This is a genomic window from Blattabacterium sp. (Blaberus giganteus) (assembly GCF_000262715.1).
Taxonomy (GTDB): domain Bacteria; phylum Bacteroidota; class Bacteroidia; order Flavobacteriales; family Blattabacteriaceae; genus Blattabacterium.
Genome location: NC_017924.1, coordinates 148,519 through 167,701, shown reverse-complemented (window position 1 = coordinate 167,701; position 19,183 = coordinate 148,519). Strand labels below are relative to the sequence as shown.

Below are 19,183 nucleotides of genomic sequence, written 5' to 3'. Positions count from 1 at the left end.
TTTTTACAAAAAATATTGTACTGCATTTTTGAAAATAGAATGTTCATGAACATTAGGAATATTTTTTAATAATCCATGACCATAACGTTCTGGATGAGTCATTCTTCCATAAATTTTACCATCTTCACTTAATAATCCTTCAATGGCTCCAACAGATCCATTAGGATTATATAATCTATTTGAACTAGGTTTCCCTTCTAAATCTACATATTGTGTAGCAATTTGGTTTCTATCCAATAAAAGATTTATTGTTTCTTGGCTTGCATAAAATCTTCCTTCGCTGTGAGATATAGGAAGAGTATACATTTTATTTTTCATACCATTTAACCATGGAGAATGATCAGAAATAACTTTAATGTGTACGCATTGAGATATATGCTTTTCTATTTTATTGTAAGTTAATGTAGGAGAATCATGATTTCTCAAACAAATTTTACCATAAGGTAATAATCCGGATTTGATCAATCCTTGAAATCCATTACAAATACCTAAAATTAATCCATCTTGATCGAGAAAATATTTAATAGCCTCTTTAATATATGGATTATGTAATATAGATACAATAAATTTAGCAGAACCATCTGGTTCATCTCCTGCACTAAATCCTCCACATAGCATAAATATTTGCACAGATTCTATATGCTTTTTGAAATAAAATATAGACTCTATAATATCTTGATTACTTAGATTTTTAAATACAAATGTGTTTACGATAGCCCCCTCTTTTTCAAATGCACGAATTGATTCAAATTCACTATTTGTACCAGGAAATACAGGAATAAATACACGAGGAGTCCCTTTTTTTGGAAATTTACATTTCCATATGATAGAATTGTGTTTTTCCTTTTGTTTATTTTTTTTTACTTGTTTTATTTCTCCTATTTTTTCTTTTTCATTTTCATTAGAAGAAAAAATAGGAGAAAAAGTTTTTAACCAATTTTTTATAGATTCATCTATATCAATAGATATTCCATTAAAATCTAAATATTTATGAGAAACGATTTCTCCTATTTGAATAAAATCATTGTTTAAAATAGGAGATGAAGATTCTATAATTAAGGAACCTATGTTCGTTTCAAGTAAATGATCTTTATAGTCAATGATTGCTCCTAAACGATTTCCAAAAGACATTTTGGCGACAGCAACAGAAATGCCTCCATCTTTTACTGTTTTAACCGAAACAATTTTTCCGGAACAAATTCCTTCATAAACTTGGTCATAAGCTTTTTTTATAGAATTAAAATCGGGCATTTCATTTTTTAATGAATTGTGATAATACAAATAAATTTTATTTCCCACTTTTTTAAATTCAGGAGATATAATATTGAAACAGGAACCTGTTGATACTCCAAAAACGATAAATGTAGGCGGAACATGAAATTTTTTATACGTTCCAGACATAGAGTCTTTTCCCCCTATAGAAGCTAATTTTAAAGACATTTGAGCATGATAAGCACCTAACAAAGCCGAAAAAGGTTTTCCCCAATTTTCTGGATTATCTCCCAATTTTTGATAATATTCTTGAAAACTAAAATAAGTATTTCTATAATTTCCTCCCATAGAAACAATTTTAGAAATACATTCCACAATGGCATAAGCTCCTCCATGGAAAGGACTCCAAACAGAAACTTCAGGATGAAACCCCCAAGAAACTAAACTAACTGTATTTGTATTTCCCCTAAAAACAGGAATTTTTTGTGCACTTCCTTCAGATGGAGTCATTTGATATTTCCCTCCAAAAGGCATCAAAACTGTAGTCCCACCTACAGTACTATCAAACATTTCCACTAAGCTTTTTTGAGAAGCTATATTTAATTTAGAAAGAGTATTTAAAAATATTTTTTTGTTGAAAAAAAGATTTTTTGATTTATGAAAAGGAGAAAATGAAGTAGGGGAATTTACACGAACAGTTTTTTCTTTATGAAATCCTTTTGTATTAAGAAAAGAACTTTTCACATTAAAAATTTCTTTTTCTTTATAAGAAAAAATAATACGATGATTATCAGTCACTTTTCCTATTGGAAAAGACATGATATTTTCTTCACGAGAAAAATGAATAAATTTTTTTACATCTTTGGGATCTAATATTACTGCCATACGTTCTTGAGACTCAGAAAGCGCAATTTCTATAGCTTCTATATTTTTTTCTGTATTTTCTATTGGTATTTTGTCCAAATAAAGGACTAAACTATCACTTAATTCCCCTACAGCAACGGACGCTCCTCCTGCTCCAAAATCATTGCATTTTTTGATCAAAGAAATAACTTTTTTTTTTCTGAAAAATCTCTGAATTTTTCTTTCTATTATTGGATCTCCTTTTTGCTGTTGTATATGATTTTCGAAATCAGAATTCTGTTCTTTAGAAGAATCTGTAGCCCCTCCAATTCCTTCCCTTCTCGTAAAACCACCAATTAACAAAATAATATCTCCTTTTTTTGGTTTATCCTGTTTTACAAAATCTACAGGAACAGCTCCAACGACCATCCCTATTTCCATTCTTTTAGCTCTATATCCCTCATGATAAATTTCGTTTACATGAGTTGTAGCCAATCCTATTTGATTTCCATAAGAACTATACCCACGAGCTGATTCTAGACAAATTTTACGTTGTGGTAATTTTTTATGAAAAGTTTTTGAATTTATAGGATCAGCAGCTCCACTCAATCTAATCCCTTGATAAACAAAAGCTCTACCCGATAAAGGATCACGAATAGCTCCTCCTACACAAGTAGAAGCCCCTCCAAAAGGATCTATTTCGGTAGGATGATTATGAGTTTCATTTTTAAATAATAAATACCATTTTTCTTTTTTTTTATTTTCAAAATCTACATTTATCATCATAATACACGCATTATGTTCGTATGATAAAACATAATTTTTCAATTTTCCTTTTTTATAAAGAATTTTAGCAGGAAGACAGGATAAATCCATAAGATTGATAGGATATTTTGATCTTCCTATTAAATCTCTATCTTTTAAATATTTTCTAAAAACATTTTGATATATTTTTTTAAAGGATCCATAAAAAGATATATCTGACAATTTTGTAAAAAATGTTGTATGACGACAATGATCAGACCAATAAACATCAAATATACGTAATTCTGCTTTTGTTGGATTTCGTTTTTCTTCAGAAAAATATTTTTGTATAAATAGTAAATCATTAACGTTCATAGAAAGATTCCATTTATTATGGATTTCTTTTATTTTATCAACAGAAAAATTAATGAAATTATCTATAATTTTTGTATCATTTTTTTGATTTTTTGTACTCAAACATGACTGAAAATAATATTTTTTAATTTTATTAAAATCCTGTTTTTTTTTCATTCCAATTAATTCAATTAATTGTCCAGTTTTTATGGAAATTTTAGTTGATTTAGGATCTAAAATTTTTATGCATTGCATAGCTGCATCCGCTCGATCATTATATTTTTCTGGAAAAAATTTTATATATGAAGTATTCAAATGTATTTTTTCGTGTAAAATATCAGTAACAGGATCTATAAAAACTTTTGATAAACTTTCTAAAAAAAGTTTTTTATTTATATTAAATATATCATATGTATAATAAATAATTACATTACACAATGATATATTCATTTTTTTTAATTCATTATATAATTTTCTAGAATCAATATCAAAAGGATTTTTTTTTTGTATATAAATTCTGAAATTCATTATTTATATCAAATTTGTCTATCCATATTAGAGATATCAGAATCAACTAGATGATAAAAACGATTTAATATAGGATTAACTTTTGTATCAATAAATTCTAAGGTTTGATCTGAAGAAAATCCTGTGAAATTTTTAGGGTTTAGAATTTGATTTATTTTTTTTTCATGAATTGGGATTTTTTTATCATGTAAAATACGTTGAATAAAATCATTTTCTATTCCTTCTAATTTAATTTTATCATTTGTTTCCATAGAATGAATTCGTATTCTTTCGTGAATTTCCTGTCTATCTGCTCCGTTTTTTACACATTCTATAATAATATGTTCAGTAACTAAAAAAGGAAGCTCTTCTTTTATATGTTTATCAATCATCTTAGGATATACAATAATATTTTCTAATATATTATTCCAAATCATTAAAATAGAATCTACAGCTAAGAATGATTGTCCTATAACCAATCTTCTATTTGCAGAATCGTCTAAAGTTCGTTCCAACCATTGAGTAGCTGCAACTAAAGCTGAACTATTGGATAAAGAAATAACATATTTAGATAAAGAAGCCATACGTTCACTACGTATTGGATTTCGTTTATAAGCCATAGCACTAGATCCAATTTGTTCTTTATCAAAAGGTTCTTCCATTTCTTTTAAATTTTGTAACAAACGCAAATCGTTACTAAATTTATGAGAAGATTGAGATATATTAGATAATAAATTTAATATTTGAGCATCGATTTTTCTATCGTAAGTTTGTCCTGTTATAGAAAAAACATTTTGAAATCTAAATTTATTAGATAATTTTTTTTCTAAATATTTTAATTTTTGTAAATTTCCATTAAATAATTCTTTGAAACTGTCTGCTGAACCTACAGTTCCTTTTACTCCTCTAAAATGAAGATTTTTCAATCTAAATTCTAATTCCTCTAAATCTAGAAGAACACTTTGTAACCACAAAGCAGAACGTTTTCCTACAGTAGTTAATTGAGCTGGTTGATAATGAGTAAAAGCTAAAGTCGGGATATTATGATATTCTAAAGTAAAATTTCTGATACGAAAAATAACATTAATTAATTTTTTCAATAAAATTTCCAATCCATCACGAATTAATATGATATCCGTATTGTCTCCTAAAAAGGCACTTGTAGCTCCTAAATGAATAATAGGTCTAGCTACCGTTGCTTTTTCTCCAAAAGCATATAAATGAGCCATAACATCATGACGAAATTTTTTTTCATAAAAAGAAACTTGATTCCAATCAATGTCGTATAAATGATTTTTTAGATCAAATATTTGTTTTTCACTAATATTTAATCCTAATTCCTTTTGAATTTCTGCCAAATATAACCACAATTTTCTCCAAGTAATAAACTTTTTTTTTGGAGAAAAATTATATAACATTTCTTTACTACTATATCGTTCTACTAAAGGATTTTTATATTTTTCCACACACACAAAAAATCTTTTTAAGTAAAAATTTCTAAAAATAAAGATTTATTTTTAATGATGTTCTGATTTCTTTCAGATCCTACAGAAATTAATATAATTTTTAAATTTAGATAATCCTCTATAAATTTAACATATTTTTTACAATTTTTTGGTAAATTTTCATATTCACGAATATGAGATATATCTTTTTTCCATCCAGGAAAATCAATGTAAATTCCTTTTACATATTGTTTTATATTCGCTGGAAAATATTGAATAATTTTATCGTCATATTTATACTTAATACATATTTTAATAATATCCAATTCACTTAAAACATCCAATTTTGTAATAATTAAATAATTAATACCATTAATCATACAAGAATATTTAAGAGCAATCAAATCTAACCAACCACATCGTCTTGGACGGTGAGTTGTTGCTCCATACTCATTTCCTTTTTTACGGATAACATTTCCAATTTCATTTTGAATCTCTGTAGGAAAAGGACCAAATCCTACACGAGTACAATATGCTTTTGTGATTCCTATAAAATTTCCTAAAAAATTAGGAGGAATTCCAGATCCTGTACATACCCCTCCTGTAGAAGTAGAAGAAGTGGTTACATATGGATATGTTCCATAATTTATATCCAACAACATTGCTTGAGCTCCTTCAAACAAAATTTTCTTTTTATTATGAAAAGCATCATGTATTTCATAAACAGCATCTATAATTCGATTAGAAATAATTTTTGCATATTCTGTATATTCTTCATAAATAGATTGAAAAGAAAGAGGTTTTTTTTTAAAAATTTTTGTGATGATTTTGTTTTTAAAATCAATGTTATATTTTAATTTTTTATAAAAAATTTTTAAATCCAATAAATCTAAAGCACGAATTCCTATCCGATTTATCTTATCTACATAAGTGGGGCCAATTCCTTTATGTGTGGTTCCAATTGATTTGTCTTCTAAAGCTTCTTCTTGATATTGATCCAACAAACGATGATAAGGCATAGTGATATGTGCTCTTTTTGCTAAAAAAACTTTAGATGTATTGATGCCCATTGATTCCAAATTTTGGATTTCTTGTATAAAAGATTTAGGATCAATTACAACTCCAGGTCCAACAATACATTTAACTCCACAATAAATAACTCCAGAGGGAATTAAATGAAGAACAAAATAACGATTTTTAATATGAATAGAATGACCTGAATTATTTCCTCCTTGATAACGGATTACATAATCCGAATTTTTAGCAAATAAGTCTGTAATTTTTCCTTTTCCCTCGTCACCCCATTGGAGACCGACAATAACATTTGAAGGCATGGTTGTCCATTTTTATATTGTAACAAAGTTAATTATTATGAACATATAATAAAAAAACATTTCAGTTTATTTTTTTTTTAAATTTTGTTTTATATGTTGATAAGCTAATTTTGTAGCTTTTCTTCCTCTAGGGGTTCTAATTAAGTATCCTTCCTGAATAAGAAAAGGTTCATAAACTTCTTCTATAGTATCTGAATTTTCGCTAACTGCTGTTGCTATAGTATTAATACCCACAGGACCTCCTTGAAAATGATCTATGATGTATAAAAGAATTCTATTATCCATTTCATCTAGTCCATGTTTATCTACATTCAGAGCTTGTAATCCTAAATTGCATATATTAATGTCAATAGTTCCATTTCCTTTTATTTGTGCAAAATCACGAATTCTACGTAATAAAGCATTGGCTATACGTGGAGTTCCTCTACTTCTGTTTGCAATTTCAGAAGAAGCATCTTTAGTAATTGGAATATTTAGCAATTTTGCACTACGATTTACAATATTATTTAATAATTTTTTTTCATAATAACTAAGACGAAAATTAATACCAAATCTAGAACGCATAGGTGCTGTGAGTAAACCTGATCTAGTAGTTGCTCCTATTAAAGTAAAAGGAGATAAATCTATTTGTACTGATCTAGCATTGGATCCGGAATCTATGATAATATCTATTTTATAATTTTCCATAGCTGAATACAAATATTCCTCAACTATTGGAGAAAGACGATGAATTTCATCAATGAAAATAACATCGTTTATTTTTAAATGAATTAATAATCCAGCTAAATCTCCAGGTTTATCTAAAACAGATCCTGAAGTCACAGTGATATTCACACGTAATTCATTAGCCACGATATGAGCAAGTGTTGTTTTCCCCAATCCTGGTGGTCCATGAAATAAAATATGATCTAAGGCTTCTTTTCTTTTTTTAGCAGCCTGAATAAAAATTTTCAGATTATCTAATATTTCATGTTGTCCAACAAAATCTTGAATATTTTGGGGATTTAAATATCCCTCTAAAAAAGATGACATTATTTTAACATTAAAATTTAGAGTATACTATGCAAAAAAAAAATAATACAAAATTCCAAGATTTTAAAATATTTAATATAGTATAATTTGTTAGATCGAATTGAATGGGAACAATAGATACGTATCCATTTTTTAATGCCCATTCATCCGTATCTACTTTATCATCCAAATTAAAAAAATCTCCTATCAACCAATAGTAAGTTCTTCCCTTAGGATTATAGCGTTTATCAAAACTTTCTTTCCATTTGGATTTTGCTTGTCTACATATTTTAATTCCTTTTATTTGTTCTTTTTTTAATTTAGGAATATTAACATTCAAACTTATTGTTTTATCAGGAATAGGATTGTAAAGAATTTTTTTTACAATTTGACATATATATTTTTTTGATGGTTCAAAATCTGCATTCATATCAAAATCTAAAAGAGAAAATCCTACGGATGGAATTCCCTCTATACTTGCTTCAAGTACAGCAGAAACAGTCCCAGAATACATAATATTTATAGAAGAATTTGACCCATGATTAATTCCTGATACACAAATATCAGGTTTTCTTGGAAGAATATCACTCACTGCTAACTTAACACAATCTACCGGAGTTCCAGAACATTCCCATTCTTTTTGATTTCCATTATCTATTTTAACTGAATCACAATATAATACGGAATTCATTGTTATTCCATGTCCAACTCCAGATTGAGGTTTATTTGGAGCCACAACATATACGTCTCCTAAAAGATTCATATAATGAATAAGAGCCCTAATACCTGGAGCTATAATTCCATCATCATTTGTGACTAAAATAATTGGTTTTCTATTCATATATTAATAATATATAGCTATTTATTATTTTTACTAATATTTTTCAACCAATACATAATTATGAATCTTAAAAAAATAAAAAAATTGAATGATATTAAATATATCATAATTGGTTTTATTCTTTTTTTTTCATTAAGTTTATGTTCCCCACTAGGAGAACAGGAAAAGCATCGTATAGTGCTAAAAACAATATATAAAACACTTAATTTTTTACATCCAAAACCTATTTATGTAGGTGATGATTTTTCACAAAAAGTATATAATGAATATTTCGAAAAATTAGATTATCAAAAACGTTTTTTTCTACAAAAAGATGTAGAAGATCTTTCTTTATATAAAGAAAAAATAGACGATTTTTGGATTCATGGAGATCTCACATTTTTTAATGTTATTATGAAACGTTTTTTTTATAGAGTGAAAGAAGTAGAATCAATATGTATCCAAATATTGAAAACATCTTTTAATTTTAATAAAAAAGAAATGTATATACTTGAAGAACAAAAATTTTCCTATCCAAAAAACAAAAAAGAATGTATAGAAAAATGGAGAAAATACTTAAAATATTTGACTCTACTAGAAATTATCACTTCTATAAACCAAAAAAAAATCACTTCTATAAACCAAAAAAAAATTTGGAAAAATGCTTTTTTTAATAAAGAAAAAAATTCAAGAAAAAAAGTAGAAGAATATATTAAGGAATATTTCAGAAAATTAAAAATAAAAAAAAAATCAGATTGGTTCTCTACATATGTTAATACTATAACTTCTCAATATGATCCTCATACTAATTATTTTTCTTATGAAGAGAAAAAAAATTTTGATTTAAACATATCTGGACAAACAGAAGGAATTGGTGTAAAATTGCAAGATGATAAAGGATATCCCACAATAGTTAAACTCATTGTTGGTGGTCCTGCGTGGAAAAATAAAAAAATAGAAATAGGAGATAAAATTATACGAGTAGCCAAAAACATAAATTCAGAATCAAAAAATGTTGTAGGTATGTTACTAGAAAATTCGATTTTTTTAATAAGAGGAAAAAAAGGAAGTAAAGTCAAACTTACTATTCAAAAGAAAAATGGATCTATAGAAGAAGTGATTCTTATTAGAGATATAATTGAAAAAAAAGAAATTTTTGCAAAAAGTGTTATAATACTGGATAAAAATCAAAATAAATATGGTTTAATCTGTTTACCAGAATTTTATTTTAATCCTGAAAATAAAAATGGAAAAAATTCAGCTAAAGATATGAAAAAAATTATTCAAGAATTAAAAAAAGAAAATATAAAAGGAATTATAATAGACATAAGGAATAACGGAGGAGGATCTTTAAACACTGTAATAGAAATTGCTGGTTTTTTTTTAGGAAAAGTTCCTATTGTACAAATAGGAAAGCCTAATCAAAAAAAAAATATACTCAAAAGTCATGAAAATAAAATTATATGGACAGGCCCCCTTGTTGTTCTTGTGAATGAATTGTCTGCTTCTGCTTCCGAAATCCTTGCTGCAGCTATAATTGATTATAAAAGAGGAATTATTGTTGGAAGTTCTCAAACATATGGAAAGGGAACAATACAAACTATTTATCCATTAAATCGATTTTTATTTTCTAATGAAAAGTTTTCTAATGAAAAGCTCGGAGCTTTAAAATTTACGATAAATAAATTTTATCGTGTGAATGGAAATTCTACTCAATTAAAGGGAGTGAATTCCGACATAGTCATTCCAAGTAATACTACAAGTATACTTTTAAAGTATATGGAAAAAAATAAAAAAAATCCTATGAAATGGGATTACACGAGTCCAATTCCTTCTATTCATTATTATTATAATAACTTAGAAAACATTAAACATAAAAGTATAGAACGTTTGAAAAAAAATAAGAATTTAATCACTATTAATGAAACAATACAATCATTAGAAAAAAAATTATACAATAAAAAACGATTTTCTTTAAATTGGAAAGAATTTTATTATGAAAACCTAAAAATAAAAAAAAGAAATGAAAATTTAAAAAAATTAAAAAACTATTTTAACATATACGGATTACAAATTTTACCCTCTTACTATAAAATCATTTCGAATGAAAAAAAATCAGAAGAACAAAAAAAATGGAAAAAAAATCTGAAAGAAGATTTTTATATAACAGAATGTATCAACATATTACGAGACTTTAATGAAATCCCATAATCGGTTTATAAACCGATTATGGGATTTCATTAAAGTCGTTTTCTTTTAAATGAATTAATCTAACCCCCTGAGTTGTTCTTCCCATAACCCTTATATCTGATACAGGAATACGTATAATAATTCCTGATTTTTTAATAATCATTAAATCATCTTGATCCGTAACATATTTAATAGAAATTAAACTACCTGTTTTTTGGGTTACATTTATTGTTTTAATTCCTTTTCCCCCACGATTCGTAATCCGATAATCTTTTATATGGGATCTTTTTCCGAATCCTTTTTCAGAAACAACTAATAATTGCCCTTTTTCTTTTCCTTCAATATCTACACATATCATTCCAATTACCATATCTTCCATATTTTCATGATTGATATTAATTCCTATAACTCCAGAAGAAGTTCTTCCAGTTGAACGAACTTTATTTTCTGAAAAACGAATAATTCTTCCACTTTTTACAGCAATAAAGTTCGTCAATCTGCCTTTAGTCAGAATCGCTTCTAATAAAGAATCTCCTTTACGAATAACAATAGCATTGATTCCATATTTTCTGGGACGAGAATAACTTTCTAAAGATGTTTTTTTTATAATCCCCTTTTGCGTAATCATCATAACATAATAATCTTTAACATACTTTTTATTAGTAAGATCTCCAGTTAATATATAAGCATTCACTTTATCTCCTTCCTGGAGATGAATAATATTTTGTATCGCTCTACCTTTAGAAATTTTAGTTCCTTCTGGAACTTCATATACTCTTAACCAAAAACATTTTCCTTTTTCTGTAAAAAAAAGTAGATATTGATGATTGGTTGCTACAAGTAAATGTTTAAAAAAATCTGATTCTCTAGCAGTCGCTCCTCTATTACCCACTCCTCCTCTTCCTTGACGTTTATATTCTGATAAAGATGTTCTTTTAATATAACCAGCATGGGAAATAGTAAGAACTACCTGCTCGTTTTCAATGAGATCTTCTATGTTGACTTTATCTCCTGAATAATCAATTTGTGTACGACGTGTATCTTGATATTTTTTTTTGACATATAAAAGTTCATCTTTAATGATTTTAGTTCTTGTAGAATGCTCTTCCAAAATATTTTTAAAAAACTCTATTTTTTTAACAAGTTCGTCATATTCTTTTTTAAGTTTATTGATTTCTAAAGATGTAAGACTTTGTAACTTCATGTCTAAAATAGATTTAGATTGATTTTTGGATATTTGAAATTTTTGAATCAATCTATCACAAGCTTCATAATGATTTTTAGATATTTGAATTAATTGAATCATGATATCTAAATGATCTGATATTTTTAAGAACCCTAATAAAATATGAACACGATTTTTACATTTTTCTAATTCGTATTTAGTTCTTCTAATAATCACATTATGCCTATGATCAACAAAATGTTGAATAATACTTTTTATATTTAATTGAACAGGTTTTCCATTCACTAATGCTATATTATTTACATTAAAATAAGTTTGTAAAGAAGTATATTGAAATAACTTGTTCAATAATATATTAGGATTTGTATTTTGTTTTAAAATGTAAACAATACGTAATCCATTTCTATCGGACTCATCCCGAATTTGATAAATGCCTTCCATTTTTGCTTCTTTCATCAATTCCACCGTTCTAGTGATCATATCAGCTTTGTTGACTTGATAAGGAATTTCATCTACAACAATACACTGTCTACCATGAATTTCTTCAAAATGGACTTTTGCACGTAAAACAATACGTCCTTTACCAGTATGAAATGCATTTTTTACTCCATCATATCCGTAAATAATTCCCCCTGTAGGAAAATCAGGAGCTTTAATATATTTCATGATTTGTTCTACAGATAAATTATTATCGTCTATATAAGCGCAAATAGCATTGATAGTTTCTTTTAAATTGTGAGGAGGCATATTTGTAGCCATTCCAACCGCAATACCAGAAGATCCATTAATCAAAAGATTGGGTATTCGTGTAGGTAAAACAATGGGTTCTTCCAAAGAATCATCGAAATTTAGTTGCATATCCACTGTTTCTTTTTTAATATCCAATAACATTTCTTCTGATATCTTTTTCATTCGGACTTCGGTATAACGCATAGCTGCCGGAGGATCCGCATCTAATGATCCAAAATTTCCTTGTCCATCTATTAATGGATAACGTAATGTCCATTTTTGAGCCATACGGACCATAGTATCATAAACAGAAACGTCTCCATGTGGATGATATTTTCCCAATACTTCTCCCACAATACGAGCAGATTTTTTATAAGAACTGTTAGAAAGTATTCCTAATTGATACATTCCATAAAGAACTCTTCTATGGACAGGTTTTAATCCATCCCTAGCATCAGGAAGAGCTCTGGATACAATAACAGACATAGAATAATCTATGTAAGATGATTTCATCTCATCTTCAATATTAATAGGAATCAATTTTTCTCCTTCACTTTTATTCATGTCTTTTGAAATATTAATAAATAAATTAAATTATTAAAAAATTGAAACATTTAGTTCAAAAAACTTTCCTTAATTAAGGAAGACGGAACTTGACAATTATATGAACATTTTCCTATTTCTTTTAATAAAGAAAATTGAATTTTATTTTTTTCATTTTTTTTATCATGTTCCATAATAAACAATAATTTTTTAATCTCTAAACCAGAAATTTTATTTTCTATTGGACATAATGTTGAAAGTATTGATTTGATTTCTTTATAATCAGATATAGATAAACCATTAATTTTACAAGAAATCCATGATTCATAAATCATCCCCATAATTACAGCAATTCCATGTAATATTTTATTAATATTCATAAAATAACTCTCTAAAGCATGTCCAATAGTGTGCCCAAAATTAAGAATTTTTCTTAACCCTTCCTCTTTAGGATCTTGATTAACAATATTTTGTTTAATCAATATAGATTGATGAATTAAATTCATCCATTTATTTTCATTTTGAATCATAATATCTGTTTGTATTTGAATCATTTGTTCCCAAAAATTTTGACTAGCTATCAATCCATGTTTTAACATTTCAGCCATTCCAGAAACAATTTCTTTATTTGGAAGTGTTCTTAAAAAATGTGTGTCAATGATTAAAAATTCTGGAATATAAAAAGATCCTATTTCATTTTTTATATAATTTAGATTTACTCCTGTTTTGTATCCTATAGCTGCATCAACCATTCCCAACAAAGTAGTAGGAATATTAATAAAACGAATTCCTCGTTTAAATATAGAAGCAACAAACCCTCCAATATCTGTTATGACCCCTCCTCCTAAATTTATAATTAAACTTTTTCTAGTTGCTTTAAATTTTTCTAAATTTTTACATATTTGAATACACGTATTTATATTTTTTTCTTCTTCCCCTGATTTAATCTTAATTACATTAGATTTTTTTAAAAAATTTATGTTCTGAAAAAGAATGGGAAGACAATGTGCGTGAGTTATATCATCCACCAAAATGAATATATTTTTTATGGAATCAACTTTATGAAGTAGATAATTTTTAAGCACATCATAAGCTTTTTTATTAAAATATATGAATTCCCCCCTTTTTTTTATTTTCATGAATTTAATTTAACCCTGTATAACAACAAAATTAACCAATTTTTTTTTTATTAATCAATGAAATAAAATATTTTGTATAACCAAAAAATGATAAAAATTAAACCGACTATGAAAAAAAATATATTAGGAATCCATCCTAAAACATTAATAAATTTAAATAAACATTCCATAACTTTTAAAGTTCTTTGAATTTGAAGATGAAAATATGAAAATAAATATTTTTATTTTTTAGAAAAATGGAAATATTTAACTTTGATTTTCATAATTATATTTGTAAAATGTCAGATATTTGGGATTTCTTTCAGCACTTATTTAATCCTAGATGGATATTTTTATATTTTGGAAATACAGCTTTATTCATTCTTTTAGCTATTGTTTTTGCGGAAACAGGGTTATTTATTGGTTTCTTCTTACCTGGAGATTCTTTATTATTTACTGCTGGAATTTTTGGAGAAGATTTGTGTAAAAATTTTTATAATGTACCTTTTTTTGTAATTATTTTAATCGTAGCTGGTGTTGCTATTCTTGGAAATATACAAGGTTATTGGCTAGGATACAAATCTGGAAAACTGTTATACAAAAAAAAGGATTCCTTTTTTTTTAAAAAAAAACATTTAATTCTGGCAAAATTGTTTTATAATAAATATAAAAAAACGGCTCTTATCATGAGTCGTTTTCTCCCTATGTTTCGTTCTTTTGCTCCTATTGTAGCAGGAGCAATTCGCATAGATTTTAAAAAATTTATGATATATAACATTATTGGAGCTCTTGCTTGGAGTTTTTCTATTATGTTAGCTGGACATTATTTAGATAAGAATTTTCCTGAATTAAAAAATCATCTTGAATGGATTATTTTATTGATTGTGTTGATTACAACTTTACCAATTATTTTCAAAATGAAAATAAGCAAGAATAAAAAGAAAAAAATATTTATCTAAATTTTTCTTTTATTTTATTACAGTACAGTTTCTTTTATAAAAAAAGAATTCTTGTATAAGAGCTTTACATTGATTTTTCATGATTCCAGATACAAATTCTGTTTTAGGATGTAATTTAATACCAGAACACAAAAATCCTCTTTTTGATGGATTAGAAGCTCCACAAACAACTCTTCCTATTTGAGACCAAAACAAGGCCCCAGCACACATTACACATGGCTCTAATGTGACATATAAAGTACATTTTTTTATGTATTTATTTTTCAAGTAATTAGATGCTAAATTAATTACTAACATTTCTGCATGCGCAGTCATGTTACATAAAGTTTCAGTCAAATTGTGAGCTTTTGCTATAACCATATTTTTATATATAATTGCAGCTCCTATAGGAATTTCATTTTTATGAAAAGCAATAAAAGCCTCCTTTAAAGCTATTTTCATAAAATCAAAATCTAAAGACATTTTATTTTTTATCTTCTTTTTCTTCTTGAACTTCTTTAATAGTTGTTGTACTTGTACGGGAATTTTTTACACTTGCTATCAATGTATGAGAAGGATGTAATATTGTGTATTGATCATTATGTAAATCTTTTACAGTTATTCTATTTCCTATGTCCAAATCATTAATATTAAATTTAATCTGTTCTGGAATATTATGAAGATATGCTTTTACTTTTAATTTTCTAATAGAAGAATAATATTCTCCTCCTTTTGCTACTCCAATAGGTCTACCAAAAGATTTAACAGGAATTTCTAATATAATAGGTTTAGATTTATCAATTTTATAAAAATCCACATGTAATATTTTTTCGTTAACAGGATCAAATTGTATTTCCTTTCGAATGGCATTTATATTTTGATTATATCCTTCTATTTTAAGAATAACCCCATATACTTCTGCAGTATATACTATTTTTCTTAAATTTTCTAATGAAGTAGAAAATGGAATATTTACATTTTTTCCATACAAAATACATGGTATTTTTCCAGAAAATCGAATTGAACGAACTGCTTTTTTCCCAATTTTTCTTTTATTACCGTATATGTTTACATATTTCATATTATAAATTTATTACTAATAGACTCGTATTTATGTACTGATTGCATTACTTCTGCAAAAAGTGGAGCACAAGATAAAATTTTAATTTTATCATTTTTCTTTATTTGATTGATAGGAATCGTATCTGTAACCACCAATTCTTCAATCGCGGATTGACGTATTTTTTCATATGAATAACCTGATAAAACAGGATGAGTCGCTATAGCACGTACACTTTTAGCTCCTTGTTTTTTTATTAAATTAGCAGCTTCTGTTAAAGTACCAGCCGTATCTACCATGTCATCTATAAGTATAATATTTTTTTCTTTTACATCTCCTATGAGATTCATGAATTCTATTTCATTTGCTTTTTTTCTTTCTTTATAACAGATTACTACATCTGTACCTAAATAACCTGCATAGCTTCTAGCTCTTTTAGCTCCACCCATATCTGGTGAAGCAATGGTCAATTGATCTATGTTTAACTTTTTAATATAATCAATAAATATCCTAGATGCATATAAATGATCCACAGGTATATCAAAAAACCCTTGAATTTGATCTGCATGTAAATCCATGGTCATGACTCTAGTTGCCCCTGACGCTACTATTAAATTTGCTATAAGTTTTGCTGCAATAGGAGTTCTAGGTTGATCTTTATGATCTTGTCTAGCCCATCCAAAATACGGAATTACAAGTGTGATATTATAAGCTGAAGCTCTACGAGCGGCATCGCACATTAATAATAATTCCATTAAATTATCTACTGGAGGAAAAGTAGAACCAATCAAAAATACTTGAGAACCACGAACAGATTGTTCAAAACAAGGAGTATATTCTCCATCACTAAATTCTAGAAATTGGACTTTTCCCAGAAAATTTCCGTAAAAATAAGCTATATTTTTTGATAATTTTAACCCGCTTCTTGTAGAAAAGAAGAGAACTTTTTGATTCATAGTTATATTTTTATGCAAAAATACTCTTTAAATTAAAAAAATAAATCTTGAGATTATGAAACAATATTTAAATTTATTAAAAGACGTATTTAAAAAGGGAATTAAAAGAAAAGATCGTACTGGCGTAGGAACAATAAGTCTATTTGGATATCAAATGAGATTTGACTTAGAAAAAGGATTTCCTGTTTTAACTACTAAAAAATTAAATGTACGATCTATAATTTATGAACTATTATGGTTTTTAAAAGGAGATACAAATATTCAATTTTTAATAGACAATCAAGTTAATATTTGGAATAAATGGGCGGATAAAAATGGAGAATTAGGTCCTATATATGGATTTCAATGGAGAAAATGGCCAGACTATAATGGACATTTTATTGATCAAATAGTGAATATTATAAAAGAAATAAAATTTAATCCGAATTCTCGACGTTTAATAGTTTCTTCTTGGAATGTAGGAATGATTCAAAATATGGCATTACCTCCATGTCATTTATTATTTCAATTTTATGTACATAAAAAAAAATTATCGTTACTTTTATATCAAAGAAGTGCAGATATTTTTATTGGATTACCATTTAATATTGCCTCTTACGCATTGTTACTCAAAATGCTAGCACATGTTCTTCATTTAAAAGAAAAAGAATTTATTCATACTATAGGAGATGCTCATATTTATAATAATCATATTAAACAAGTAAAATTACAAATGAAAAGAACTCCAAGACCGCTTCCTAAAATGATTATCAATTCTTCTGTAAAAAATATTTTTCAATTTGGCTTCAAAGATTTTGAATTGAAAAACTATAATCCTTTTCCTCATATTCAAGGAGATGTAGCCCTTTAATATGAATTTATTTTCTTTCTAATAACCAATTTTTGAAAACATTAAAATCATTGGATAATGATATTTTTTTGTTTTTACTTTTTTTTGTATTCAAAAATATTTCTACTTCTTGAGTAGGAATGATTTCTTTTTGTAAGAAAAGTGGCATATGATCAAAAAATTTAATGGGATGAGCTGTTTCTAAAAAAATACCTGGTTCTAAAGAAGTGATATTCACTTCTTGTAAATATTGTCTAAGGCCTAAATAACCAATAGCCCCATGTGGATCTAACATGTATTTATATTTTTTCCATATCATTTCTATAACTGATAAAGTTTCTTCATCCGTGAATTTATAGGAAGATAGTTTTTTTCTTAATTGAAATATATTTTTTTGATATAAATGCCATATTCTAGAAAAATTACTGGGATCAGATATATCCATAGCATTTGATATAGTTTTTTGTACGGGAAAAGGATGATATTTTTCAGATTTTAAAAATCTAGGAATAGTATCATTAATATTTGTAGATGCAATAAAAAATTTTATAGGTAAACCCATTTTTTCAGCTATCATTCCCGCACAAAGATTTCCAAAATTACCACTAGGAACTGAAAAAATTAATTCTATCGGATTTTTTATTATGATTTGTCTATAAGCTAAAAAATAATAAAACATTTGAGGAAGCCATCTTCCTACATTTATAGAATTGGCAGAAGTTAATGAATATTTTTTATTTACTTCTTTGTCTAAAAAAGCTTTTTTAACCATATTTTGACAATCGTCAAAATTTCCATGGATTTCCAATGCTAATATATTATCTCCTAAAGAAGTGATTTGTTTTTCTTGTAAAGAACTAATTCCATTATATGGATACAAAATAATAACTTCTATTCCAGGTTTTTTATGAAATCCTTTAGCAACTGCACCTCCGGTATCTCCTGAAGTTGCAACTAAAACCGTTACATTTTTTTCTAATTTTTCAGAAAAAAAACTTAAGCATCCTGCCATAAATTTTGCTCCTACATCTTTAAAAGCTAAAGTAGGTCCATGAAAAAGCTCTAATACATAAATATTATCATGTATTTTTTTTAATGGAAAAGAAAAATTCAAAGTATCATGAATAATATTATTAATAAATTTTTCAGGAATATATTTTCCAATATAAGGCTTTATTACGAACATGGCAATTGTATAAATATCATAAATTGGAAGTTTCCGAATAAATTTAGGTTCTAATTTAGGAATCCATTTAGGCATATATAATCCTCCATCAGGTGATAAACCTGTTAAAACAGCATCTTCAAAAGAAACTAAGTTTTTATAATTTTTCAAACTATAATACAACATATTAATTATTTTA

14 protein-coding genes are annotated in these 19,183 nt (G+C 26.6%); 3 read left to right on the top strand and 11 right to left on the bottom strand.

The genetic code is table 11. The features are described 5' to 3' along the window. Positions 1 to 3 precede the first annotated feature (3 nt). The 5 genes from BGIGA_RS00750 to surE form a co-directional block, all read right to left on the bottom strand. Entirely contained in the window at positions 4 to 3,681 is a 3,678-nt protein-coding gene (locus BGIGA_RS00750; RefSeq protein ID WP_014726472.1) for a phosphoribosylformylglycinamidine synthase, read from the bottom strand. Between the two features lie 8 nt (positions 3,682 to 3,689). Next, positions 3,690 to 5,126 carry an adenylosuccinate lyase gene (purB, locus tag BGIGA_RS00745; RefSeq protein WP_014726471.1) on the bottom strand — a complete coding sequence of 479 codons (1,437 nt, stop codon included), beginning with the start codon at positions 5,124 to 5,126 and terminating at the stop codon, positions 3,690 to 3,692. 17 nt (positions 5,127 to 5,143) lie between these two features. After that, entirely contained in the window at positions 5,144 to 6,439 is a 1,296-nt protein-coding gene (locus BGIGA_RS00740) for an adenylosuccinate synthase (protein WP_014726470.1), read from the bottom strand. Between the two features lie 66 nt (positions 6,440 to 6,505). Further along, positions 6,506 to 7,471 carry a Holliday junction branch migration DNA helicase RuvB gene (gene ruvB / locus BGIGA_RS00735; protein WP_014726469.1) on the bottom strand — a complete coding sequence of 322 codons (966 nt, stop codon included), beginning with the start codon at positions 7,469 to 7,471 and terminating at the stop codon, positions 6,506 to 6,508. A gap of 10 nt (positions 7,472 to 7,481) precedes the next feature. Further along, the gene (surE, locus tag BGIGA_RS00730) at positions 7,482 to 8,291 is read right to left on the bottom strand and encodes a 5'/3'-nucleotidase SurE (protein WP_014726468.1); all 810 of its coding nucleotides are present in this window, start codon (positions 8,289 to 8,291) and stop codon (positions 7,482 to 7,484) included. Positions 8,292 to 8,351: 60 nt separating this feature from the next. On the opposite strand from surE, the gene BGIGA_RS00725 reads away from it, so the two are divergent. Then, positions 8,352 to 10,481 (top strand): carboxy terminal-processing peptidase, encoded by a 2,130-nt coding sequence (locus tag BGIGA_RS00725; protein ID WP_014726467.1) that lies wholly within the window; start codon positions 8,352 to 8,354, stop codon positions 10,479 to 10,481. Between the two features lie 16 nt (positions 10,482 to 10,497). On the opposite strand, the gene gyrA is transcribed toward BGIGA_RS00725, so the two are convergent. Continuing rightward, positions 10,498 to 12,939 (bottom strand): DNA gyrase subunit A, encoded by a 2,442-nt coding sequence (gene gyrA, locus BGIGA_RS00720; RefSeq protein WP_014726466.1) that lies wholly within the window; start codon positions 12,937 to 12,939, stop codon positions 10,498 to 10,500. 50 nt (positions 12,940 to 12,989) lie between these two features. Further along, a complete protein-coding gene (gene aroB, locus BGIGA_RS00715; RefSeq protein WP_014726465.1) occupies positions 12,990 to 14,057 on the bottom strand; it encodes a 3-dehydroquinate synthase in 1,068 nt (355 codons plus the stop codon). A gap of 278 nt (positions 14,058 to 14,335) precedes the next feature. Between aroB and BGIGA_RS00710 the strand changes: the two genes are divergently transcribed. Further along, complete coding sequence (locus BGIGA_RS00710; RefSeq protein WP_014726464.1) at positions 14,336 to 14,995, top strand: DedA family protein; 660 nt, start codon at positions 14,336 to 14,338, stop codon at positions 14,993 to 14,995. A gap of 9 nt (positions 14,996 to 15,004) precedes the next feature. Here BGIGA_RS00710 and BGIGA_RS00705 read toward each other — a convergent pair whose 3' ends face one another. From BGIGA_RS00705 to BGIGA_RS00695, 3 genes are read right to left on the bottom strand one after another with little or no spacing between them, the layout of a single operon-like run. Beyond that, positions 15,005 to 15,436, bottom strand: coding sequence for a nucleoside deaminase (locus BGIGA_RS00705; protein WP_014726463.1), 432 nt, complete (start codon positions 15,434 to 15,436; stop codon positions 15,005 to 15,007). A gap of 22 nt (positions 15,437 to 15,458) precedes the next feature. Next, the gene (locus BGIGA_RS00700; protein WP_014726462.1) at positions 15,459 to 16,055 is read right to left on the bottom strand and encodes a 50S ribosomal protein L25; all 597 of its coding nucleotides are present in this window, start codon (positions 16,053 to 16,055) and stop codon (positions 15,459 to 15,461) included. Then, the gene (locus BGIGA_RS00695) at positions 16,052 to 16,990 is read right to left on the bottom strand and encodes a ribose-phosphate pyrophosphokinase (protein WP_014726461.1); all 939 of its coding nucleotides are present in this window, start codon (positions 16,988 to 16,990) and stop codon (positions 16,052 to 16,054) included. The genes BGIGA_RS00700 and BGIGA_RS00695 overlap by 4 nt, the downstream gene beginning before the upstream one ends. 55 nt (positions 16,991 to 17,045) lie before the next feature. On the opposite strand from BGIGA_RS00695, the gene BGIGA_RS00690 reads away from it, so the two are divergent. Continuing rightward, positions 17,046 to 17,840, top strand: a complete 795-nt coding sequence (locus BGIGA_RS00690) for a thymidylate synthase (protein ID WP_014726460.1) — start codon at positions 17,046 to 17,048, stop codon at positions 17,838 to 17,840. 7 nt (positions 17,841 to 17,847) lie between these two features. Here the strand turns inward: BGIGA_RS00690 and thrC are convergent, their stop codons facing one another. Beyond that, positions 17,848 to 19,170, bottom strand: coding sequence for a threonine synthase (thrC, locus tag BGIGA_RS00685; RefSeq protein ID WP_014726459.1), 1,323 nt, complete (start codon positions 19,168 to 19,170; stop codon positions 17,848 to 17,850). Positions 19,171 to 19,183: the final 13 nt, after the last annotated feature.